The organism is Luteimonas sp. A482, assembly GCF_054072655.1.
Genome location: NZ_JBSVRO010000005.1, coordinates 47,249 through 67,259, shown reverse-complemented (window position 1 = coordinate 67,259; position 20,011 = coordinate 47,249). Strand labels below are relative to the sequence as shown.

Sequence of the window (20,011 nt, the reverse complement as noted above, 5' to 3'; positions counted from 1 at the left end):
AGGGTCGTCCGACTCGGCGATTCCTCAACATCCCGCTAGGCCAAGGCGGCGCGCTTGGCGAGGATGCTTGTCATTTCCGCCATGTTCTCGGCTCCCCAGGTGCACAGCGGGACGAGCGCATCCGCCAGGCTGCGACCGAGCGGGGTCAGCGCGTAGTCCACGCGCGGCGGCACCTCCTTGTAGTCGGTCCGTACCAGCACGCCGTCGGCCTCCAGATCCTTCAATTGCTGGATCAGCACCTTGTCGCTGACGCCCCCGATCGAGCGCTTGAGCTCGCCGTAGCGCTTGGTGCCGTCGCGCAGGAAGAACAGGGCCAGCGGTTTCCACTTGCCCGAGATGATGTGGAGCGTGGCGTCGAGTCCGCAGGAAAAGCCGGTACCGCAGATTTGGGGGTGCGTCGTCATTTGATACTTACCAAAAGGTGCATACTTGTCCTAAGGTAATCATGAGCAGATAGTCGTGCAACCCCCACGAAGGATGCATGACATGAACAGACTGAAAGAAAAGACCGCCGTGATCACCGGCGGCGCTACCGGCATCGGCCGCGCGGCTGCAAAGCGTTTCATCGAGGAAGGCGCTTTCGTCTTCATCTTCGGCCGCCGCCAGGAAGCGCTCGACGCCGCCGTGGCCGACCTCGGGCCCAATGCCCGCGCGGTGAAGGGCTCGGTCTCCGAGCCGGCCGACCTTGACCGGCTCTACGCGGCGGTGAAGGCCGAGCGCGGAACCCTCGACATCGTCTTCGCCAATGCCGGGACGGGAAGCCTGCTTCCGCTGGGCGAGATCACCGCCGGGCACCTTGACGAAACCTTCGACACCAACGTGAAGGGTACGATCTTCACGGTCCAGAAGGCGCTGCCGCTGATGGGCCAGGGTGGGTCGATCATCCTGACCGGATCGAGCTCCGGCACCACGGGCGCCCCGGCATTCAGCGTCTACAGCGCGAGCAAGGCGGCGGTACGCAACCTCGCGCGGAGCTGGGCGGAGGACCTGAAGGGCACCGGCATCCGGGTCAACGTGCTGTCGCCCGGGCCAACGGCGACCGAACTGGCGAAGGCAGCGGTAGGCGAGGAAGGGTTGAAGATGTTCGCCTCGATGAATCCGCTCCAGCGCATGGCCGAACCGGCGGAGATCGCGGCGGGGGCTGCCTTCCTCGCGTCGAACGACAGCAGTTTCATGACCGCCAGCGAGCTCGCGGTGGACGGCGGCCTGGCGCAACTCTGAGCCATCCCCCCAACGGAGAACACATATGAACTATTCAATCATCGGCTTCGGCCAGATCGGTCAGGCCCTGGCCAAGGTGTTTGCCCGCAAGGGCATCGACGTATCGGTTGCCACCACGCGCGACCCGGAAAGCTTTGCAGCCGACGCGGCCGCGATCGGACCCGGGATCATTCCCACCACACTGGCGCAAGCCGTCAAGGCGGACGTCATCTTTCTGGCGGTCCGCTTCGAATCGCACCCGGCTGTCGCGAAGGCGCTCCCCAACTGGCAGGGGAAGATCATCGTCGATGTGACCAACACCTACGGCGTGTCTGCCGAGGAACTGGGAGGACCGTCTTCTTCCAGGGTCGTCGCGCAGGCCTTCACTGGTGGGAGGCTGGTCAGGGGCTTCAACCATCTGGTGGCTGCCGTCCTTGAACAGGATCCGGCCGTACAGGGTGGCAGGAGAGTCGTGTTCCTGGCGAGCGACGATGACAGCGCCGCAGCGGAGATTGGTGCGCTTGCGGAAAGTCTCGGTTTCTCGCCGATCCAGCTTGGCGGGCTTCTGGAAGGTGGGCTGCTTGTGCAGACGCGCGGAAAAAGCTGGGGTCAATTGATCTTCAAGGACTTGATCAAGTTCGACTGATGGATGTCCACCGGATCTCAGAAGCACTGCTTGAAGGCAACAGCCGACGCGTCCTTCACTGGCGGGCGGGCCGTGGGCGTCGTCCATCCTTGCGCCGCGTCGTCGCGCGACCTTGCGCGAAGTCGGGGAAGGTCTCCGCCATCGGCGCCTCATCCGGCAAGATGTAGAACACCCCGCCCCGCTCGAACGTCGGACGGATGACCTGCTCGTAGAACTCGGGCGAGACGTTGATGCAGCCATGAGTGACGCGGTTGTCGTCCGGCGAAGGCGATGCAAGGCGTTCGGGGCGTCTCTCGGCCGGGACGCCAGTCGCGGTCGGGTGAATGGAGACCGCGGAATCGTAGTCCACCCACAGCACGCGCCCAGCGTCGATTGACGGACCGTAACCGCCCACAAAGCGACCAGCAGGCGTCGTGCGATCCCGGCCCGGAATCTCGCGAAGCGCCAGACCGGCGATGCCGGGGGCGGTATGGTCGCCGGTCGCTGAGCCAAAGAGCCCAGGTGCCGCGCCGCGAAGCCGGCCGTCGCCGCCGAACACCAGGATCTGTGCGGCGGCCTTGTCCATGACCGCGAACGGATAGCCTTCGCTGTCCTTGGCTGCGACAACCCAGCCCGCGAGCTCAATCACCGTGCCGGACACATCTTGGCCTTGCGGAAGCTGGTCGACGGCGGTGACCGGTTGCGCGGCGGCATCCTCCGCGCTGGCCACGCCGAAGCTCGAAAAAGCCAGCCCCAGCGCGAGCGCACCATAAACGGCCCGGATCGCAGGGTGTGTGCACGTACGGATGTGACGTTCCTTAAAACAGAAGACTGGATGAAGATGAGGAGACCGGTGGCCAGCAAAGGCCACCGGGTCCCGGTTCAGGCCGTTCGTCGCGAATTGTGCAAGAGCGACTAACCGCGCGGCGGGCGGCCCGGCTTCGTTTCGAGCTGCTGGACGCGGCTTTCGATTTGATCCAACCGTTGGTTGGCCTGCTGCGCGGATTGATTGGCGGATTCGGCGCTCTGGGCCGCGCCCTGCACCCTGGTGTCGACTTGGTCGAGGCGCGAGTTGATCCTTGCAAAGTCGTCATCGTAGGTGGCGCAGCTGGCAAGACCCACGGCGGCGACGATCGCCACGCCGAGCGTGCGCGCCATCGCCAGATGTTGCTTGGTCATGAACATGCCATTCCTCCTTTGTTTGGGGTCTCGAATATAGCGGCCTTTTAACCGGCAGCATGACCCGCCTTCAGCTGACGTTGGAATAGGTGGATGAATTGTGAAGATGTGGCAGCTAGCGACAGTTGCAGCTGAATCCATCAGTCTCGCGCCCGCTTCGGTCCCAGGCATCCCATGACCTCCGGGCCCCGACTACGGCCAGCGCCGAGATCCGCGGCCCTCAATGCCCCGTCGTCGCGCCTGCCTCCACGCCCCGATGCGTCCCCAACTGCTCCACCAGCGATTCGCTCGCCTGGTTGAGGCCGATCACCTCCACCTCTGCGCCATGCCGGCGCAGCTTGAGTACAACGCGGTCAAGGGCGGCCACGGCGCTGGTGTCCCAGAAGTGGGCGTCGCGCAGGTCGATCACCAGCATCAGCAGCACCACACCGGCGTTGAGGCACGACAGTTGCCCGCGGCCGCCCGAGGACACGTTGAGCACCGACTGGCCGATCATCGCGCAGCCGGCCATGCCGCCGAAGAATCTCGTCAGGACATCGGCTCCGGAGCCGCGCCCAGCTTGTGTGGCAACGGGATGAATTCTTCATTGTCTAGATCCGGAAGCTTCATCCGTCCGGCCGCCCAGTCTGCTCGAGCCTGTTCGATGCGCTCTTTTGATGAGGAAACGAAGTTCCAGTCGATGTAGCGTTCGCCCACAGGCTCTCCGCCCAAGGCCATGACCACCGCATCGCTGAGCGCCGTCACGGTCGCCGCCTTGCCTGGTGCCAAGACCGCCATGCTGCCCATCTCCACGCGATGGCCCGCGATCTCCACCTCGCCCTTGGCGACGTACACCGCGCGCTCGGTGTACTCCGGCGGCAGCGTGGTCCTGGTACCCGTCCGCAGCTGCCAGTGCACATAGAACTGCGGCGAGTCGACGTTGACGGGCGACTCGACGCCCGACAGCCGTCCGGCGATAAGCCGACCCACGAGGCCGTCGTCTTCGAAAACCGGTAAGGCATCGCTCGGGTAATGCCAGAAGCCCGGGTCCATCTCTTCGCGCTCATCGGGCAGCGCCACCCAAGCCTGGATGCCGTCCATGGGACCGCCGGTGGCGCGCAGCTCTTCGAAGCGCTCGGAGTGGGTGATACCCCGGCCTGCGGTCATCCAGTTGACCTCTCCAGGCAGGACCGGCTGTTCGGACCCCACGCTGTCGCGATGCATGATCTCGCCGTCGAACAGGTAAGTGATGGTCGACAGACCGATGTGCGGGTGCGGGCGTACGTCCGCCTCGCGCGGAAGCCCGGGTTCAATCAGCTTCGGGCCCATGCGATCGAAGAATATGTAGGGCCCGATCATCCGGCGCTTGGCGTACGGCAGTACGCGGCCTACCTCGAAGGCGCCGAGATCGCGGCGGCGTTGTTGGATGACGAGTTCAATCATTAGGTGACCCCCGTAGAAGAGGCGGAGTGCTCACACTGACCAACCCTTTCGAAAGGCCACGTGAGCACAACGCCTCGAATCCGCCTGCAGACTGCCGTGTGGAGTGATGCCGAGCTACCTCAGCTGGCCGCAATCCTCCAGCGACGCTGCGTCCTCCACTTTCCTGACCAGTCGCCACGAGCGCCTCCCCGGGCCGTGCAGGCAGGCGCAATGTTCAGCCCGCGGTGTCCACGAGCACCAACTCGGCATCTTCGAGGGCGGTCACGCGGAAGCCGTCGACCTCGCTGATGGCGGCACCGTCGCGGGCGTCCAGGATGATGTCTTCGATCTGCACCTTGCCCTTGGCGGGAACCATGTAGCCGTACCGGCCCGCACCGGCGAAGCGGTATTCCGTGGTCTCGCCCGCGTTGAGGGTCGCGCCGAGGACGCGCGCGTCGGTGCGGATGGGCAGGGCATCGTCGCCGGGCAAGCCGCTGGCCAAGGTGACGAAGCGACCCGAACGCGCGCCCTTGGGGAAGGGCTTGGCGCCCCACGATGGCTTGCCCCCGCGCTGGTTAGGGAAGATCCAGATCTGGAAGATCCGGGTGGTGCCTGGCTCGAGGTTGTACTCCGAGTGCACCACGCCGTTGCCCGCGCTCATGACCTGCACATCGCCGGCTTCCGTGCGGCCCTTGTTGCCTAGGCTGTCCTCGTGGGTGATGGCGCCTTCGCGGACGTAGGTGATGATTTCCATGTCCGAGTGGGGATGCGCAGGAAAACCGGTTCCGGGCGCGATGGTGTCGTCGTTCCAGACCCGCAGCGCCCCCCACTGGGTGCGCTCGGGGTCCTGATACCCGGCGAACGAGAAATGGTGCTTGGCGTCGAGCCAGCCGTGGTTGGCTCCGCCGAGGCTTTCAAAAGGGCGACGCTCGATCATGGTGTGTCTCCTCATGGAGTGGATACGTTGGATCCAGTCTATGGACGGAGCGGGGTGCCAGATACCGGGCTAATGTCACTTCATCGTTTCCCGGTTTGCTACAGCGGAGGCGGTCGAGGACGGCAGCTGGCGGCAGGCGGTGCGGCATCGCCCGCCCCCGGCCAGGAAGCCGGGCGAGGGCGCCGACACGTTCAAGGGCGCTGATTCTGGTAGCCCCCAAAGTGCGCGATCGGCGACCACCCGGGACTGACCGGCGGGAGTTGTGGCACGGGAACGTCCTCGAACGGGGCCGCCGCATGCACGGGCCTTCCGCCCACCACGGTCAGCAGTGACACCAGGTCCTTGATGCGAGTCTCCGGCACCGTCAGGTAGTCGTCGCTCAGGATGGCGAAGTCGGCGTACTGGCCGGTCGCGATCCGCCCCTTGACGTCCTCTTCCTGACTGAACCATGCGGCATCTGCGGTAAACAGGCGCAGCGCCTCCTCGCGTGACAGTCGGTTGTCGTCGGCAAACAGCTGCGTGCCGCCCACGGTCTTGCCGGTGACCAGCCAATAGATCGCCGGCCACGGGTTGTAGCTGCTCACGCGCGTGCCGTCGGTGCCGGCGCCGACCGGGATGCCGAGCTCCAACATCTTGCGCACCGGCGGGGCGTTGGCTGCCTGCGTCTTGCCGTAGCGGTCTGCGAAGTACTCGCCAGCGAAGGCCATGCGGTTCTGGACGGCGATGCCGCCGCCCATTGCCTTGATGCGCTGCAGGTCCCGGTCGGTCACGGTCTCGGCGTGGTCGATGGCCCAGCGGGGGACGAATCGCCCCTTCTCGCCCTTGACCTGCTCGAAAACGTCGAGGATCCGGGACACGCTTTCGCCATAGGTCGCGTGCTGGCGCAGCGGCCACTGGTGGTCGACGAGGATCCGAGCCACCTCTCGCAGGTCCTTCTCCCAGTCCTGGCCATGTGCCTTGCGCGCGTCCAGGTCGGGCCTGGGCGCCAGAAAGTTCTCCCAGTCGCCCACACTGTGCGCCAGGAACTCGCCTGCGCCTTCAAGCTCGTAGCCGTGTTCGAGTGCGCCGTGCCGGTTCTTTTCCAACGCATGGCCACTGGCCCAGCGCTGGAAGTCGGCGGCCTCCTGGCCCGCGTTCTGGGCAAACAGGTAGTAGCTCACGCGCACCGACATTTCGCCGTTCGTGGCCAACTGGAGGCTGGAGGCATAATCGTCGGGGAAGGCGTGCCCGCCGCCGCCGGCGTCGATCGCGCTGGTCATGCCCAGGCGATTGAGCTCGCGATAGAAGTGCAGCGTGGAGTTCACCTGGTCCTCGGCCGAAAGCGGAGGCGGCTGGGCGATCATCGCGTAGAGGATCGCGGGGTTGGGTTCGGCGTGCAGGATCGCGCCACCGTCGACGAATTCGTAGCGGCCACCGTCTGGCGCCTTGCTGTCCCCGGTCAGGCCGAGCGCTTCCACTGCGGCGCGGTTGATCATGCCTTGGCTGTACAGATAGAGGACGAATGTGGGCGTATCGGGCGCGGCCTCGTTCAACTGGGCCACGGTCGGCATGCGCCGTTCTTCGAACTGGAAGGGCGACCAGCCGCCGATGACGCGGACCCATTGGCCTTCCGGGGTGCGTTCGGCCTGTTCGCTGACCATCTGCAACGCACGCTGCAGCGAGGCGACTCCGTCCCATCGCAGCTCGAGGTTGTAGAAGCGCCCGCCGCGCACGACGTGCGCGTGGGAGTCATTGAGGCCCGGGATGACCGTGCGGCCGCCTGCATCGATCACGCGGGTATTGTCGGCGCGGCGGGCAGCCATGTCGGCGTCGTCTCCCACTGCCACGATCTTGCCTTCGGCCACGGCGAAGGCGGTGGCGCGTGGGCGCCCGGCGTCCATGGTGATGACGTTGGCATTGGTCACGATGAGGTCGGCGCCTGCCGACGGTGTCGCGGTGCCCGGTTGCGCCGCAACGGGCGCCTCGCGGGTGCTCGAGCAGGCTGCCGCGAGCAGCGCCGCCCCGATCAGGCTCAGGTATCGCATGAAAAACTCCTTCCCAGCGCGGGCGCTGGATCATCGATGTCCGCAAGACGACCGAACCCGGCTCGCACGGACCCGACGCGCGGACGGCGAAACGGGGCCGGATGTCCGGCCCCGGCTCGGGGGTTTACCAGGGAAACATGGGCCAGGCCTTACTTGGACTTGGCGGCTTCCTGGGCGCGCTGGAAGCTCTCGGAGACGGCGCGGTAGTGCGGCACGAGTTCGGAGTACAGGGCACCCCAGGCTGCGGCGTCACCACGATTCCAGGTGCGGTGTGTCTCGCTGAGGATCGTGTTGGTGGTGACGGGCTCGATCCCGGCATTCGCCATGCGCAGCATGGCAGCGTCGGATGCCAGCTTGCTGACGTCACCCGAAGCATCCATCACGGCCAGCACGTCATAACCATCTGCCTTGGCCTGCAGCGCCGGGAATGCGACGCAGACGCTGGTCCACACACCGGCCATTACCAGGGTCTTGCGACCCGTGGCCTCGACGGCCTTCACGAAGTCGGCGTTATCCCAGGCGCTGACCTCACCCTTGCGGGCGACATAGATCGCGTTCGGCGCGGCCTCGAGCAGTTCCTCCATGATCGGGCCGTTCGGGCCGCCGGGCTCCGACGCGGTGTAGATCACCGGGATGCCGGCCTGCACCGCGATCTTGGCCAGGGCAACGGTGTTCGCACGCAGTTCCGCGAGCGGGATGTCCTTGACCGTCTGGAAGAGGCCGGTCTGGTGGTCGAGCAGGAGCAGAACCGCGTCGTTGGGGTCGTACAGCGCTGCGCGGGCCTCAGGGGTGGGCTGGCGCGAAAGTCCCGCGATGGGAGCCTGTGCGCGGGATTCCTGGGCATGTGCAGCCGGTGCGGCCACGAGTTGGGCGGAAATCAGGGTCACCGCCGCCGCCACATGGAGGACAGCGCTGATGAGCTTGGACTGTTTCATGGTGTTTTCCTTTGACGCGAAATGGATAGGGATGACTGGGCGAGCTCATCGGCAGGTTTTCCATACGTCGACGCCATCTGGTGGGTTGCCGGGACCGGCTTGATGCGGGTCGCGCGGGTCAGAGTGGATTCGATGGCGCACAGTCTATGTAGCTTTGGCAGGCGCAAATACCGGGCAATCATCACCTCATTGTTTCTGTTTCTGAGACGATCTCGTTGCGCTAGTAACCCGGATGGCTGGCAACCGCATCCATGACGCGGGCCGAGTACACGAGCGCCGCACCTGCGTTGAGCGCGATGGCCACGCCCAGCGCTTCGGCGATCTCTTCGCGGCTGGCTCCGTGCTTGATGGCCGCGTCGACATGCACCGTGATGCAGCCATCGCAGCGCGTGGTCACGGCGACGGCAAGGCCGATCAGTTCACGCGTCTTGGCGTCCAGGTGCTGGGTCTTGTTGCCTGCACCGGCCAGCGTGGCGTATCCCCGGACGGTATCCGGCGAGAGCTTGCCGATCTCACCGATCCGGCCCTTCAGTTCGTCGCGATAGACATTCCAGTCGAGCATGTGTTGTCCTCCATGTGGCGTCCCATCTGGACGCGAGTTCGCATTGCAGGAGCTAACCGCCGCAGCCACACGGGCATGCGGTCGTCAGCACGCAAGGAAAAAAGGCGATGCAGCGCGACCCGGCGGTTGGGCGTGTCCGATGGATCCGAATCGGTCGCTGTGTGTTGAGCCAGCAGGTCGGCTTGTTGTGGTGCCAAGGCCGATGCCGAAGATCAGTCCAGCCAAGGAAGCGAACGTCCATCCGACCTCCCCGTGACTTGCGCGTACGCCCAATGGCGCATCCATCACCTTATGGTGATTGGGCGGAAGTAAAGAGTGAAGAAAGTCGACATCACTGTTTCCCGACCGGGGACAGTGCCAGGCGTCGCCTTACCCAGACCGATCAGCCTCGCCGCCGAGTTCGCTGACCAGAAAATCCACGAACCTGCGGAGCCGCAGCGGCATGGTGCGCGCTTGTGCAAACAGCGCGTGGACCGCAATTGGCGGCGGACTCCAGTCCTCGAGCACGCGGACCAGCCGGCCGGCATTGAGCTCGCCCCGGACGATGAAGTCGGGAACCAGCGTCGCGCCGAGGCCGGCCAGTGCCATCTCGGCGAGAAAGTCGCCGTTGTCGGCAATCACGGGCCCACGTGTGCGCACGCGCTGCACTTCCTTTCCACGCGTCAGCTGGATCGTGATGCCGCCCTGCAGGCAGCCATAGTTGAGGAACGCAAGCGACGTCAGGTCGGCGGGAACCTGGGGAATGCCATGGCGTGCCAGGTATTCTGGCGATGCCACGATGCTGCGGGGCGCGGGCATGATCTTGCGTGCAGAAAGCGACGAGTCGGTCAGGTCGGCGATCCTGATCGTCACGTCGAATCCGCCGCGCACGGTATCGATGAGGTGGTCGGTCAGCGAGATCTGGAGCTCGATCTCCGGATACTTGTCCAGGAACTTCGGCACGATCGGTGTGAGCACGCGCATGCCGAATGAGACCGGGACGTTGCAGCGAACGATTCCGCGGATGCCGGTTGTTCCCCTGGCGCGCTCCTCTGCCTCGTCCAGGGAGGCGAGCACTTCCTGCGCGTCCTCGTAATAGGTCGCGCCCGCCTCGGTCAGGTGCAGGCTGCGTGTGGTCCGCATCAGAAGCTGGACGCCGAGCGCTTGCTCCAGGGATTGGACCTGTTTGCTGACCTTGGAGCGTGGGACATCGAGTTTGCGGGCAGCGGCGGCGAAGCTCTCGGCCCGCACCGCCTCCACGAAGGCGCGCATGCACTCGATCCGGTCCATCTACAGCTCCATTCAGGCCGTCAAGGAAGAGCATTGTTCCCGCATTCGAACCGCTGCCGCAAGGCGGGTCCGGTTTGCATACGGGCTGACAATGTTGAAACCCATGGCCGGACGATTCGATCGACGTCGACGTGTCGAAGTGGCCGGCAGCCCACGATGCGCCTCGGCGCGATCACGTGCAAAGGTCCGCTTCCGGCGGCAAGCTTGCCGCCGAGGTGGCGGCCAATCGGCCATGAACCCCCAGCAGCTGTCATTTCGAGCGTAGCGAGAAATCCAGCCCTTTGATTCGACAAGATTCCTCACTGCGTTCGGAATGACAGACCGGACTTGTCCAGCGCTTCCCTAGTTGATCCATGCAGTCCGACGCACAATGCGGGCTCTCGATCCTGCATTGGCGAGTCGCATGGGGCACTCGGAGCAGCCACGACACCGATTCACGGTCCACCCGGGCCGCGGCATTCTCATGGTGGCCCTGGTGGTGATGGCGAGCGCTTGCTCCACCCTGCGGGTGCACGATGGCGGATCGCTGCGTTCGCGCATGAGCCTGGATGGGCTGGCGCTGGCGGAACATCTGTCCAATACCGGCGAGGAAGTCATCTCGATGCTCGACCTCGAGGCCACGTGTTCGAGCTTGGACGGGCGCTGCGCTTCGCAGATCCTGCTGGCCGCGGGAACGGTGCGCGAAGGCACGAGACTGATCGCGGCGTCGGACGTCCTGCACCATGCCGCAAGGCGGGCGCCGCGCGGCGATCGTGCGGCGCACTGGCGCGCCTGCGCCCGGCAGACCCATCGCTACCTTCATGAGCCGGTGATGCCCGGGCGGCAGCCAGCCATCGCCGCGCGTACACAGTTGGCCTTGCGATTGCATAACGCCTGTACGGCGGGGCTGGCCTTGGATGCCGCGGAGAAGCACGGCGTGGACGGGTTCGAGTGGCGCGTGGACGAGACTCATTTCCCTCGCGCCGCGGTGGAGCGCGTGGTACTCGCCAACCAGGTCACCGTCGGCGGACTGCGGACGCGGCAGGTCGAAGACGGCATCGGGGTTGCCGCCATCGCGACCGGGCGCACCGGTACTACGCTGGGCTCTTTCCCCGCGCAGCCGTTCGCATTGGCAGTGAGCATCCTCTACGAGCCGCTGCCAGGAGGGCGCGAGTCGCTCGTGGTGCGAGATGCCTCGCGCGCCGGGTCCGTGGAAACGGCATTTGGCCAGGTGGGCCTTTCGCGTGACATGAGCGCAGCCTATGCAAGCGCTGCGGTGGCGTTCGAGCAGGAGCTGGGCTATCTACGGGCACTGTTCGGAGCGGACTCCGAGCGCGACGATTCCCAGATCCGTCTGTTGGCGCCGGTGGATCCGGCCAAGACGCCCGTCATCCTCGTGCATGGGTTCGCCAGCAGCCCCATGACCTGGGCGAACATGGTGAACGAACTTCTCGGGGATCCCGACCTCTCCGAGCACTACCAGTTCTGGATGGCGCGTTACGCGACCGGAATGCCAGTGCTGGTCAACCGGCAGCAGCTGGCGGGGACGCTCCGGGATTTCAGGCGTCGCGCAGGCGGCGTGTCGGGCGGCCATCGGCAGGCGATTCTGGTCGGGCATTCGATGGGCGGCGTGATCTCGCGTCTGCTGGTGAGCGACTCGGGAACCGCCCTCTGGGACGCCGCATTCACCTCCGATCCCCAAGGATTGCAGCCCGGAGAAGCCGTCGATCGCGCTCGGGAGCTGTTCGTGTTCGAGGCGATCCCTGGCGTCGACGCGCTGGTCATGATTGCCGCGCCGCACGGAGGAAGTCGGCATGCGGAGGGTCTGGTCGCCAGATTGGTGCAGCGGTTCATCCGGCTTCCGGTGAATGCCATGGACTACCTCGTGCAGCTTGCGGTTGAACAGCCCCAGCACGTTCGGCAGACCGTGCTCGAGAACTACCGCCGGGGAGGTCCGACCAGCGTGGCGACGCTGTCGCCCGACCAGCCGGTGATGCAGGCCGCGCGCCAGCTACGGGTCGCCGGTGGCGTGCAAGTGCATTCGATCATCGGGATCCAGGACCTGGCCCGTCCCCGGGAAGGCGACGGGGTGGTGTCGCTCGCAAGCGCGACGTGGCCCGAGGGAGGCGTTGACTATGTCGTTGCCGGCCATGACCTGCAGGCGGCCCCGGCCACCATCTCGATCCTGAAACGGCTCCTGCTGGAGCGGCTGGAACGCCGCGGCGTGGAATAGGGACCTGCGTCGGGGCGAAGGCGCATCGCCCCGGCTGCAGCCACGCAGTGACGCCAACGATCGGCTGGCGATTGCCGGCCGGTCAGGCGCCGCGCGGCAGTACTGTCAGCACGCGTGCGACGAACTCGTGGAACTCCTTCATGTAGCGGCGCAGGAACTCGGCTGTACCCGGGTCGGCGACCTCGCCGGCGTCGTCAAGAAGACCATCCTTGAACTGGATATAGGCTTCCGGCGAGTTCATCTGCGGCGAGTTGAGGAACCCGAGGATGCTGCGCAGGTGCTGCTGCCCCACCGCCGTGCCGATTGCGCCGGGAGAGGTGCCGATCACCCCGGACGGGATGTTGGCGAACGAGTTGGTGCCCCAGGGGCGGCTGGCCCAGTCGATGGCGTTCTTGAGGCCGCCGGGGATGGAGCGGTTGTACTCGGGGGTCACGATCAGGATCGCGTCCGACGATTCGATGGCCTTCTTGAAGGCGCGACCGGCCTCCGGGTAGTCAGCGTCGTAATCGTAGGTGTAGAGCGGGAGTTCGGCATAGGAGATCTCGTGGAACTTGAGCTGCTCCGGAGCGAGCTTGAACAACGCGTGCGCAAGCTTGCGGTTGATGGACTCCTTGGCGAGGCTGCCGATCAGGTAGCCGACGTTATAGGTCTTCATCGTCACTCTCCTTGCTCGAGGGGATTCCGATGGTACGCCCCGAGGGGCAGGGCAGTCCTGCCTCCCTGGGCGCGCCCCGGTGTCCCGGGGGTGGTTACTGCTCCTGCTTCGCCACCGAAGCTTCGGTGGTGATACGCAGCTGGACCTCGTCACTGACGTTGGGCACGAACATACCGAGCTCGAAATCGGTCCGCTTGATGGTCGCCACGGCATCAAAGCCCGCGGTCGGCTGGCCCGTCATGGGGTTATCGGCGATCCTGTTGATCGTGGCATCCAGTACGACGGGCCTGGTGATGCCCTTGATGGTCAGGTTGCCGGCGACGGCCAGCTTGCCCTCGCCAGCGGCGCGCACCGACGTGCTCTTGAAGCTAGCTTGGGGGAAGTTTTCGGCGTCGAAGAAGTCCGCACTGCGCAGGTGGTCATCGAACGCCGCGACGTGCGAAGACAGCCCGGCCAGGGGGAGCACGACCTCGACGCTCGAAGCGGCCTGGTTGTCCGGGTCGTAGCTGATCGAGCCGCCCACCTCACCGAAATGCGCGATCGGCTTGGAGAAGCCGAAATGGTTCCACTGGGCGACGACGTCGGTGTGGGTCGGGTCGATCTGGTAGGTCACGGGCGCGGCAAACGCGTAGACCGAGGAGGCCAGGAGGGCAGCGGCGAGGACGCCGCAGGAAATGCGGTTGTTCATGAGAGGGTTCCTGTTGGTGGTTGGAGGGATGCGGGGCGTGCACAACAGCCGCCGCCCACCTCAACGAGGATAGGGTTCTGCCTCGATGGATAAACCCGTCGCCTGGAACAAGAATGTCCATGAATCAGGGACAATCCCCCGCGGAGGTGTTTTCCACCGCCGTACCCATCAGGCCTGACTGTCACTGTTATGGAAACAATCTTGTCGCTCCCGACGGCTGTTTCCCGAAGTTCGAGACGCTGACAATGGATCCGTCGAGGAGAAAACCGCCTCGTTACAGACGGAGCCGTCGATGCAAATTCACAACTCTGAGCGACGCTGGGGCGTCATCAGCCAACTGATGCACTGGTCGGTCCTTGTCTTGATCGTGTGGCTGGCATGGCTCGGCCTGACGATGGTCGACATGCCACCCACCCCGGCCAAGATCAACGCCTATGCCCTGCACAAGTCACTTGGGCTGACTCTTCTGGCATTGATCGTTCTTCGCTTCGCCTGGCGCCTGCTCGCCGGCGCACCGAAGGTAACGCCGGGCACTCCAACCTGGCAGGCGCGTATCGCCTCGGCCACACATTGGGCGCTGTACGTCCTGATGTTCGCAATCCCGATCAGCGGTTGGGTGTTCAACTCGACGTCCGGTTACCCGCTGCAGTGGTTCAAGAAGCTCAACCTGCCGACCGTCGCTGAGCGCAGCGAGGAACTGGCCGCATTGTCCATCCAGGTGCATGAGTACGGCTTCTGGCTGTTGGTCCTGCTGGTGCTGGCGCATGCCGGGGCCGCTTTCTATCACCACATCTTCCAGGGCGACGACACCCTGCGCCGCATGCTCCCTGCACTGCGCCGCAATACAACGCCTGCCAAATCCACCAAGGAGAACTGACATGAGCATCCGCAATCGCATCCTTCCCCTGGCCCTGGCCGCTGCCATGGCCGCCGTGGCGCCCGCTTCGGCCGCCGACTATGTACAGTCCTCCGGCGCCCTCAGCTTCGCCAGTGATTACCAGGGCGAAACATTCGTGGGCCTGTTCGCCGACTTCCAGTCAAGGCTCAGCTTCGATCCGGCGAACCCGCAGGATGCGACCCTTGCCGTCACCATTCCGCTTGCCTCCGCGGATACGAAGAACGCCGACCGCGACGGCACGCTCAAGACCGCGCCGTTCTTCAACGTCGGACAGTTCGCCACCGCACGCTACACGGCCAAGGGTTTCCGGCCGCTGGGCGAGAACCGTTACGTTGCCGACGGCACGCTCGAACTTCGCGGCGTGAAGAAGCCGGTGCAGCTGACGATGACCTTGACCCCGGGCGACCGCCCCGTGCTGGCCGGTCGCGCTACGGTGAAACGTCTGGATTTCGGCGTGGGTGCCGGAGATTGGGCAGACCTCTCGATCATCCCGAACGAGGTGGCCGTGTCCACCAAGGTGACGTTCCGTCCCGTGCTCTGAAGGAGTCCGACGCACTGCAGATCCCGTAACCCAAGTCACGTGATGTACCGTATACCGAACCGGCAAGGTGCAGTCTCCATGTCGACACGCGAATTCGAATTCACTGGTGCAGATGGCCAAAAGCTTTCCGGTGCCCTTGATATGCCGGATGGCCCGGTATCGTCCTATGCACTGTTCGCGCACTGCTTCACTTGCACCAAGAGCTCGCTCGCTGCGGTTCGGCTTGGCAATGCACTAACGTCGCTTGGATACGGTGTACTCCGTTTCGACTTCACGGGTCTTGGTCAAAGTGGCGGAGATTTCGCCGACAGCAGCTTCAGCGGCAGCATTGCAGACCTGGTCGCCGCTGCCGATGCGATGCGTGGGGCAGGGCGCCCGCCAGCCTTGCTGATCGGTCACAGTCTTGGCGGCGCCGCGGTTCTGGCGGCTGCTGCCCGGATACCCGAAGCACAAGCGGTGGTAACGATTGGCGCGCCTTTCGATGTCGAGCATGTCACGCACCTCTTCGCGGGTGGCCTCGACGAATTGCGGGAGAAGGGCGAGGCGGAAGTCAGGATTGGCGGCCGACCGTTCCGGCTCCGCCAATCCTTCGTCGACGACCTTGCCGCCCACGACCAGCGAGCGCGGATCCGGGCACTCAGGAAACCCCTGTTGATCCTGCATTCGCCGCAGGACTCGATCGTCGGCATCGACAATGCGACGGCCATCTACAAGGCCGCGCTGCATCCCAAGAACTTCATCTCGCTTGACGGCGCGGATCACCTGCTGACCGATCGTCGCGACGCGGACTTCGCCGCCACGATGATTGCGGCCTGGTCGTCGCGGTCGCTGAAGAGCGCAACGCCAGTGCGGAGCGACGCGCAGTCCGGCGTCGTGACCGTTTCGGAAACCGGTGACGGGGCGTTCCAGGTCGAGGTCAGCGCCGGGGGCATCCATTTCCTCGCCGACGAGCCTCCGGAGGTGGGTGGCCTCGGCTCCGGACCTACGCCTTACGATCTGCTCGCGGCCGGCCTGGGTGCATGTACGGCCATGACGCTGCGCATGTACGCGCGACGCAAGCAGATCCCGCTGGAGCAAGTGACGGTTACCGTTGGCCACAGCCGTCGACAGGGAATCGAACCTTCAGACCTGTTTACCCGGCGTCTTGTTCTGACGGGCAATCTGTCGGACCAGCAGAGACAGCGATTGGCGGAGATCGCCGACAGGTGTCCCGTGCACCGGACGTTGGAAGGTGGCTCTGCGGTGGAAACCGGACTTGGCGAGACGATGCCTGTTGGGTCGGCCGAAAGGCCGAGCCAGCATGCGCACGACATGTCCAGGTTCGCCGATGCTGATCCGCTATGACCTTATACCTGTCATGAGCGTGGGTCGTGACGAAACCGCCGTCGTAAGCAACCACCGGACTCCACCCCCAATCTGCGGCCAGCCTTGAAATCCGTCTTTCTCAGGACCCCGTCGTCGCGCCTGCCTCCACGCCCCGATGCGTCCCCAACTGCTCCACCAGCGATTCGCTCGCCTGGTTGAGGCCGATCACCTCCACCTCTGCGCCATGCCGGCGCAGCTTGAGTACAACGCGGTCAAGGGCGGCCACGGCGCTGGTGTCCCAGAAGTGGGCGTCGCGCAGGTCGATCACGACCTTGGGCGGGGTGTGCAGGTAGTCGAAGCTGTTGGCGAACTGCACGGCGGAGGCGAAGAACACCTGGCCGCGCACGCGGTAGGTGCGGGTGCCGTCGACGGCGTCGTCGCCGTCGATCTTCAGCAGCGCGCTCACGCGGCGGGTGAAGGACAGGGCGGTGAGCAGCACGCCGGTCAGCACGCCCATGGCCAGGTCGCGGGTGGCGACGGTGACGATCACCGTGCCGAACATGATCAGGTTGGCGGTTTTGGGGTGGGTGCGCAGTTCGCGGATGCTCTTCCAGTGGAAGGTGCCGATGCTGACCATGATCATCACCGCCACCAGCGCCGCCATCGGGATCATCGACACCCACTCCGACGCGTACACCACCAGCAACAGCAGCACCACGCCGGCGATGAGGCACGACAGGCGCCCGCGGCCGCCGGAGGACACGTTGATCACCGACTGGCCGATCATCGCGCAGCCGGCCATGCCGCCGAAGAAGCCGGTGACCACGTTGGCCAGGCCCTGGCCGGCGGATTCGCGGCGGCGGTCGGTGGGCGTGTCGGTCATGTCCTCGACGATCTGCGCGGTCATCAGCGATTCCAGCAAGCCCACCACGGCCAGCGTGGCCGAAACGGGCAGCAGGATGCGCAGGGTGTCCCAGGTCCAGGGGATGTCGGGGACGAAGAAGGCGGGCAGGCTGTCCGGCATCTCGCCCATGTCGCCCACGGTGCGGATGTCCAGGCCGAGCAGGACGACGGCGACGGTGAGCACCACGATCGCCACCAGCGCCGAAGGCACGACGCGGGTCAGCCGCGGCAGCAGGTAGATGATGGCCAGGCCCGCGGCGCAGACGGCGTAGACGGTCCACGGCATGCCGATCAGTTCGGGCAGCTGCGCCATGAAGATCAGGATGGCCAGGGCGTTGACGAATCCGATCACCACCGAGCGCGAGACGAAGCGCATCAGCGTGTTCAGGCGCAGCGCGGCGGCCAGCAGCTGCAGCAGGCCGGCCAGGATGGTGGCGGCGAACAGGTACTGCAGGCCGTGGTCGCGCACCAGGTCCACCATCACCAGGGCCATGGCCCCGGTGGCGGCGGAGATCATGCCCGGGCGGCCGCCGGCGATCGAGGTGACCACCGCGATGCAGAACGAGGCGTACAGGCCGACCTTGGGATCGACGCCGGCGATGATCGAGAACGCGATCGCCTCGGGAATCAGCGCCAGGGCGACGAGCACGCCCGACAGCACGTCGCCGCGCACATTGCCGAGCCACTGCTCGCGCAGCGGATAGTTGGCTGACATCGTGTGACTCCATGCGCGCCGCTACGGGCGCGCGATGTTGACGGAAAAAAGACGCGAGGCCCTCGCGGCGTCCTGGACGACGCGCTGAAACCTGGGGCGGGTTATCGGACGCGAGACGCGGGTGAGGCGGCATCATATTGCAGTGCAGCATGCGCCTCAATCGCAGCGTGCCGGGATCGTCGGTCGTTGACCGCGAGCAGGAGGCCGAACACGTCAGGCCTTCATGGTGGTCATCTCAGCAGGTGGATTGTACGAACGGGTTCTCCGTGGTGACGCCCGGGCAGCCGTGATCACACGATGCTCAGCCGCATGACCAGCGCTGCCAGCGTCACCAGCAGCACGGGCAAGGTCAGGATGACGCCCACCTTGAAGTAATAGCCCCAGGTGATCCGGATGCCCTTGCGTGCCAGTACGTGCAGCCACAGCAGCGTGGCCAGGCTGCCGATCGGGGTGAACTTCGGACCCAGGTCGCTGCCGATGACGTTGGCGTAGATCATGGCCTCGCGCACCGCTCCTTCCGCCTGGCTGGCTTCGATGGACAGCGCGCCGACCAGCACCGTCGGCATGTTGTTCATCACCGACGACAGGAACGCCGTCAGCAGGCCGGTGCCGAAGGTCGCAGCCCACAGGCCGTGTCCGGCGAACCGGTCGAGCAGCATCGCCAGATGGTCGGTCAGTCCGTTGTTGCGCAGGCCGTAGACCACCAGGTACATGCCGAGCGAGAACACCACGATCTGCCAGGGGGCTTCGCGCACGACCTTGCGGGTCGAGATCCTGTGCCCCCTGGCCGCCACGCCGAGCAGCGCCAGTGCGCCGGCACCGGCTACGACGCTGATCGGCACGCCAAGCCGTTCGAGCACGAAGAAGCCCACCACCAGCAGCGCCAGCACGACCCAGCCGGCATTGAAGGTGGCGCGGTCGACGATCGCCGAGCCCGGAGCCTTCAACAGGGTGACGTCGTAGTTCGCGGGAATGTCACGGCGGAAGAACCACATCAGGACGGCCAGCGTCGCGCCCACCGACACCAGGTTGACCGGGAACATGACCGATGCGTACTCGCCGAAACCGATGTCGAAGTAGTCGGCCGAAACGATGTTGACCAGGTTGGACACGACCAGCGGCAGGCTCGCGGTGTCGGCTATGAAACCGGCCGCCATGACGAAGGCCAGCGTGGCCGCGGGCGTGAATTTGAGCGCCAGCAGCATGGCGATCACGATCGGCGTCAGGATCAGCGCCGCGCCGTCGTTGGCGAACAGGGCCGCGACCGCCGCGCCGAGCAGCACCAGGTAGACGAACAGCCTGCGTCCGCTGCCCTGGCCCCAGCGCGCGACGTGCAGCGCGGCCCATTCGAAGAAGCCCGCTTCGTCGAGCACCAGGCTGATGAGGATCACGGCCACGAAGGTGAAGGTGGCGTTCCAGACGAAGCCCCAGACCGTCGGAATGTCGGATACGCCCACCACGCCGGTGACCAGGGCCAACACGGCGCCGAACGACGCGCTCCAGCCGACGCCGAGGCCTCGCGGCTGCCAGATCACCAGGACGATGGTGGCAACGAAGATCAGCAGTGCAACGAGCACGTTTCAGGCCTCGCGCACTTTGCGGGTCGCCTTGCGGGCCGGTCGGGAGGCAGGCAGGCACTGGCTGTCGTCGCCGCCACAGCAGTTGCGCGTCAGGAATTCGATCAGGCCGTTCATCGCGTCGAAATCGGCGCGATAGGAAATATGCCGACCCTCCGCCGTGCCCTGGATCAACCCGGCGGCAGTGAGCTCCTTGAGATGGAAGGACAGGGTTGCGCCTGGCAGTGACAGCATCTCCGCCATGGCGCCGGGCGTGCGGCCTCCGGGGCCCGCCTCGACCAGCAGCCGGAATACGGCCAGACGCGTGGGATGTCCCAGGGCAGCCAGCGCCGGGGTTGCGCTTTCTATTTCCATTTTTCTAGAATAGTCGAAACGTTTTCCACGA

At 65.4% G+C, this 20,011-nt stretch carries 20 protein-coding genes and 1 pseudogene; 6 read left to right on the top strand and 15 right to left on the bottom strand.

What is annotated here, in order from left to right; translation table 11 throughout:
* Window positions 1–35 precede the first annotated feature (35 nt).
* Window positions 36–404, bottom strand: a complete 369-nt coding sequence (locus ACW5DW_RS13930) for a winged helix-turn-helix transcriptional regulator (RefSeq protein WP_457019673.1) — start codon at window positions 402–404, stop codon at window positions 36–38.
* Window positions 405–486: 82 nt separating this feature from the next.
* On the opposite strand from ACW5DW_RS13930, the gene ACW5DW_RS13925 reads away from it, so the two are divergent.
* The gene (locus ACW5DW_RS13925; protein WP_457019671.1) at window positions 487–1,221 is read left to right on the top strand and encodes an SDR family NAD(P)-dependent oxidoreductase; all 735 of its coding nucleotides are present in this window, start codon (window positions 487–489) and stop codon (window positions 1,219–1,221) included.
* 25 nt (window positions 1,222–1,246) lie between these two features.
* The gene (locus ACW5DW_RS13920) at window positions 1,247–1,846 is read left to right on the top strand and encodes an NADPH-dependent F420 reductase (RefSeq protein ID WP_457019669.1); all 600 of its coding nucleotides are present in this window, start codon (window positions 1,247–1,249) and stop codon (window positions 1,844–1,846) included.
* 55 nt (window positions 1,847–1,901) lie between these two features.
* Here ACW5DW_RS13920 and ACW5DW_RS13915 read toward each other — a convergent pair whose 3' ends face one another.
* The 9 genes and pseudogenes from ACW5DW_RS13915 to ACW5DW_RS13875 all read right to left on the bottom strand — a co-directional run bounded on the left by ACW5DW_RS13915 (window position 1,902) and on the right by ACW5DW_RS13875 (window position 10,132).
* Window positions 1,902–2,582: a hypothetical protein gene (locus ACW5DW_RS13915; RefSeq protein WP_457019892.1), complete on the bottom strand. Its 681-nt coding sequence runs from the start codon at window positions 2,580–2,582 to the stop codon at window positions 1,902–1,904.
* 158 nt (window positions 2,583–2,740) lie between these two features.
* A complete protein-coding gene (locus ACW5DW_RS13910; protein ID WP_457019667.1) occupies window positions 2,741–3,010 on the bottom strand; it encodes a hypothetical protein in 270 nt (89 codons plus the stop codon).
* A 214-nt stretch (window positions 3,011–3,224) separates the two neighbouring features.
* Window positions 3,225–3,416, bottom strand: a pseudogene (locus ACW5DW_RS13905) (STAS domain-containing protein); the annotation flags it as partial.
* Window positions 3,417–3,532: 116 nt separating this feature from the next.
* Entirely contained in the window at window positions 3,533–4,426 is an 894-nt protein-coding gene (locus tag ACW5DW_RS13900) for a pirin family protein (RefSeq protein ID WP_457019666.1), read from the bottom strand.
* Between the two features lie 214 nt (window positions 4,427–4,640).
* Window positions 4,641–5,342, bottom strand: coding sequence for a pirin family protein (locus tag ACW5DW_RS13895; protein ID WP_457019664.1), 702 nt, complete (start codon window positions 5,340–5,342; stop codon window positions 4,641–4,643).
* A gap of 191 nt (window positions 5,343–5,533) precedes the next feature.
* The gene (locus tag ACW5DW_RS13890; RefSeq protein ID WP_457019662.1) at window positions 5,534–7,366 is read right to left on the bottom strand and encodes an amidohydrolase; all 1,833 of its coding nucleotides are present in this window, start codon (window positions 7,364–7,366) and stop codon (window positions 5,534–5,536) included.
* Between the two features lie 149 nt (window positions 7,367–7,515).
* Complete coding sequence (locus ACW5DW_RS13885; RefSeq protein WP_457019661.1) at window positions 7,516–8,301, bottom strand: isochorismatase family protein; 786 nt, start codon at window positions 8,299–8,301, stop codon at window positions 7,516–7,518.
* 220 nt (window positions 8,302–8,521) lie between these two features.
* Window positions 8,522–8,863, bottom strand: a complete 342-nt coding sequence (locus ACW5DW_RS13880) for a carboxymuconolactone decarboxylase family protein (RefSeq protein WP_457019660.1) — start codon at window positions 8,861–8,863, stop codon at window positions 8,522–8,524.
* A 369-nt stretch (window positions 8,864–9,232) separates the two neighbouring features.
* Window positions 9,233–10,132, bottom strand: a complete 900-nt coding sequence (locus ACW5DW_RS13875) for a LysR substrate-binding domain-containing protein (protein WP_457019658.1) — start codon at window positions 10,130–10,132, stop codon at window positions 9,233–9,235.
* 463 nt (window positions 10,133–10,595) lie between these two features.
* Between ACW5DW_RS13875 and ACW5DW_RS13870 the strand changes: the two genes are divergently transcribed.
* Entirely contained in the window at window positions 10,596–12,344 is a 1,749-nt protein-coding gene (locus ACW5DW_RS13870; protein WP_457019657.1) for an esterase/lipase family protein, read from the top strand.
* An 82-nt stretch (window positions 12,345–12,426) separates the two neighbouring features.
* Here the strand turns inward: ACW5DW_RS13870 and ACW5DW_RS13865 are convergent, their stop codons facing one another.
* Both ACW5DW_RS13865 and ACW5DW_RS13860 read right to left on the bottom strand, forming a co-directional pair.
* The gene (locus ACW5DW_RS13865; RefSeq protein WP_457019656.1) at window positions 12,427–12,999 is read right to left on the bottom strand and encodes an NADPH-dependent FMN reductase; all 573 of its coding nucleotides are present in this window, start codon (window positions 12,997–12,999) and stop codon (window positions 12,427–12,429) included.
* Between the two features lie 94 nt (window positions 13,000–13,093).
* Window positions 13,094–13,687 (bottom strand): YceI family protein, encoded by a 594-nt coding sequence (locus ACW5DW_RS13860; RefSeq protein ID WP_457019655.1) that lies wholly within the window; start codon window positions 13,685–13,687, stop codon window positions 13,094–13,096.
* Between the two features lie 292 nt (window positions 13,688–13,979).
* Here ACW5DW_RS13860 and ACW5DW_RS13855 point away from each other — a divergent pair, with 292 nt between their 5' ends.
* The 3 genes from ACW5DW_RS13855 (at window position 13,980) to ACW5DW_RS13845 (ending at window position 16,470) form a co-directional block, all read left to right on the top strand.
* On the top strand, window positions 13,980–14,564 hold the full coding sequence (locus ACW5DW_RS13855) for a cytochrome b (protein ID WP_457019654.1): 585 nt from the start codon (window positions 13,980–13,982) through the stop codon (window positions 14,562–14,564).
* Between the two features lies 1 nt (window position 14,565).
* Complete coding sequence (locus ACW5DW_RS13850; protein WP_457019653.1) at window positions 14,566–15,126, top strand: YceI family protein; 561 nt, start codon at window positions 14,566–14,568, stop codon at window positions 15,124–15,126.
* A 78-nt stretch (window positions 15,127–15,204) separates the two neighbouring features.
* On the top strand, window positions 15,205–16,470 hold the full coding sequence (locus ACW5DW_RS13845) for a bifunctional alpha/beta hydrolase/OsmC family protein (RefSeq protein ID WP_457019652.1): 1,266 nt from the start codon (window positions 15,205–15,207) through the stop codon (window positions 16,468–16,470).
* Between the two features lie 100 nt (window positions 16,471–16,570).
* Here the strand turns inward: ACW5DW_RS13845 and ACW5DW_RS13840 are convergent, their stop codons facing one another.
* From ACW5DW_RS13840 to ACW5DW_RS13830, 3 genes are all read right to left on the bottom strand, one after another.
* Complete coding sequence (locus ACW5DW_RS13840) at window positions 16,571–18,049, bottom strand: SulP family inorganic anion transporter (RefSeq protein ID WP_457019651.1); 1,479 nt, start codon at window positions 18,047–18,049, stop codon at window positions 16,571–16,573.
* 290 nt (window positions 18,050–18,339) lie between these two features.
* Entirely contained in the window at window positions 18,340–19,626 is a 1,287-nt protein-coding gene (locus ACW5DW_RS13835) for an arsenic transporter (RefSeq protein ID WP_457019649.1), read from the bottom strand.
* Between the two features lie 3 nt (window positions 19,627–19,629).
* A complete protein-coding gene (locus ACW5DW_RS13830) occupies window positions 19,630–19,980 on the bottom strand; it encodes an ArsR/SmtB family transcription factor (protein WP_457019891.1) in 351 nt (116 codons plus the stop codon).
* Window positions 19,981–20,011 lie beyond the last annotated feature (31 nt).

Excerpts from the sequence above, each read along its gene's own strand:
- ACW5DW_RS13930 (WP_457019673.1), bottom strand. The coding sequence starts at position 404 with ATGACGACGCACCCCCAAATCTGCGGTACCGGCTTTTCCTGCGGACTC.
- ACW5DW_RS13895 (WP_457019664.1), bottom strand. The coding sequence starts at position 5,342 with ATGATCGAGCGTCGCCCTTTTGAAAGCCTCGGCGGAGCCAACCACGGC.
- ACW5DW_RS13920 (WP_457019669.1), top strand. The coding sequence starts at position 1,247 with ATGAACTATTCAATCATCGGCTTCGGCCAGATCGGTCAGGCCCTGGCC.
- ACW5DW_RS13850 (WP_457019653.1), top strand. The coding sequence starts at position 14,566 with ATGAGCATCCGCAATCGCATCCTTCCCCTGGCCCTGGCCGCTGCCATG.
- ACW5DW_RS13870 (WP_457019657.1), top strand. The coding sequence starts at position 10,596 with ATGGTGGCCCTGGTGGTGATGGCGAGCGCTTGCTCCACCCTGCGGGTG.
- ACW5DW_RS13860 (WP_457019655.1), bottom strand. The coding sequence starts at position 13,687 with ATGAACAACCGCATTTCCTGCGGCGTCCTCGCCGCTGCCCTCCTGGCC.
- ACW5DW_RS13890 (WP_457019662.1), bottom strand. The coding sequence starts at position 7,366 with ATGCGATACCTGAGCCTGATCGGGGCGGCGCTGCTCGCGGCAGCCTGC.
- ACW5DW_RS13900 (WP_457019666.1), bottom strand. The coding sequence starts at position 4,426 with ATGATTGAACTCGTCATCCAACAACGCCGCCGCGATCTCGGCGCCTTC.
- ACW5DW_RS13925 (WP_457019671.1), top strand. The coding sequence starts at position 487 with ATGAACAGACTGAAAGAAAAGACCGCCGTGATCACCGGCGGCGCTACC.
- ACW5DW_RS13855 (WP_457019654.1), top strand. The coding sequence starts at position 13,980 with ATGCAAATTCACAACTCTGAGCGACGCTGGGGCGTCATCAGCCAACTG.
- ACW5DW_RS13840 (WP_457019651.1), bottom strand. The coding sequence starts at position 18,049 with ATGTCAGCCAACTATCCGCTGCGCGAGCAGTGGCTCGGCAATGTGCGC.
- ACW5DW_RS13875 (WP_457019658.1), bottom strand. The coding sequence starts at position 10,132 with ATGGACCGGATCGAGTGCATGCGCGCCTTCGTGGAGGCGGTGCGGGCC.
- ACW5DW_RS13830 (WP_457019891.1), bottom strand. The coding sequence starts at position 19,980 with ATGGAAATAGAAAGCGCAACCCCGGCGCTGGCTGCCCTGGGACATCCC.
- ACW5DW_RS13865 (WP_457019656.1), bottom strand. The coding sequence starts at position 12,999 with ATGAAGACCTATAACGTCGGCTACCTGATCGGCAGCCTCGCCAAGGAG.
- ACW5DW_RS13880 (WP_457019660.1), bottom strand. The coding sequence starts at position 8,863 with ATGCTCGACTGGAATGTCTATCGCGACGAACTGAAGGGCCGGATCGGT.
- ACW5DW_RS13845 (WP_457019652.1), top strand. The coding sequence starts at position 15,205 with ATGTCGACACGCGAATTCGAATTCACTGGTGCAGATGGCCAAAAGCTT.
- ACW5DW_RS13885 (WP_457019661.1), bottom strand. The coding sequence starts at position 8,301 with ATGAAACAGTCCAAGCTCATCAGCGCTGTCCTCCATGTGGCGGCGGCG.
- ACW5DW_RS13910 (WP_457019667.1), bottom strand. The coding sequence starts at position 3,010 with ATGTTCATGACCAAGCAACATCTGGCGATGGCGCGCACGCTCGGCGTG.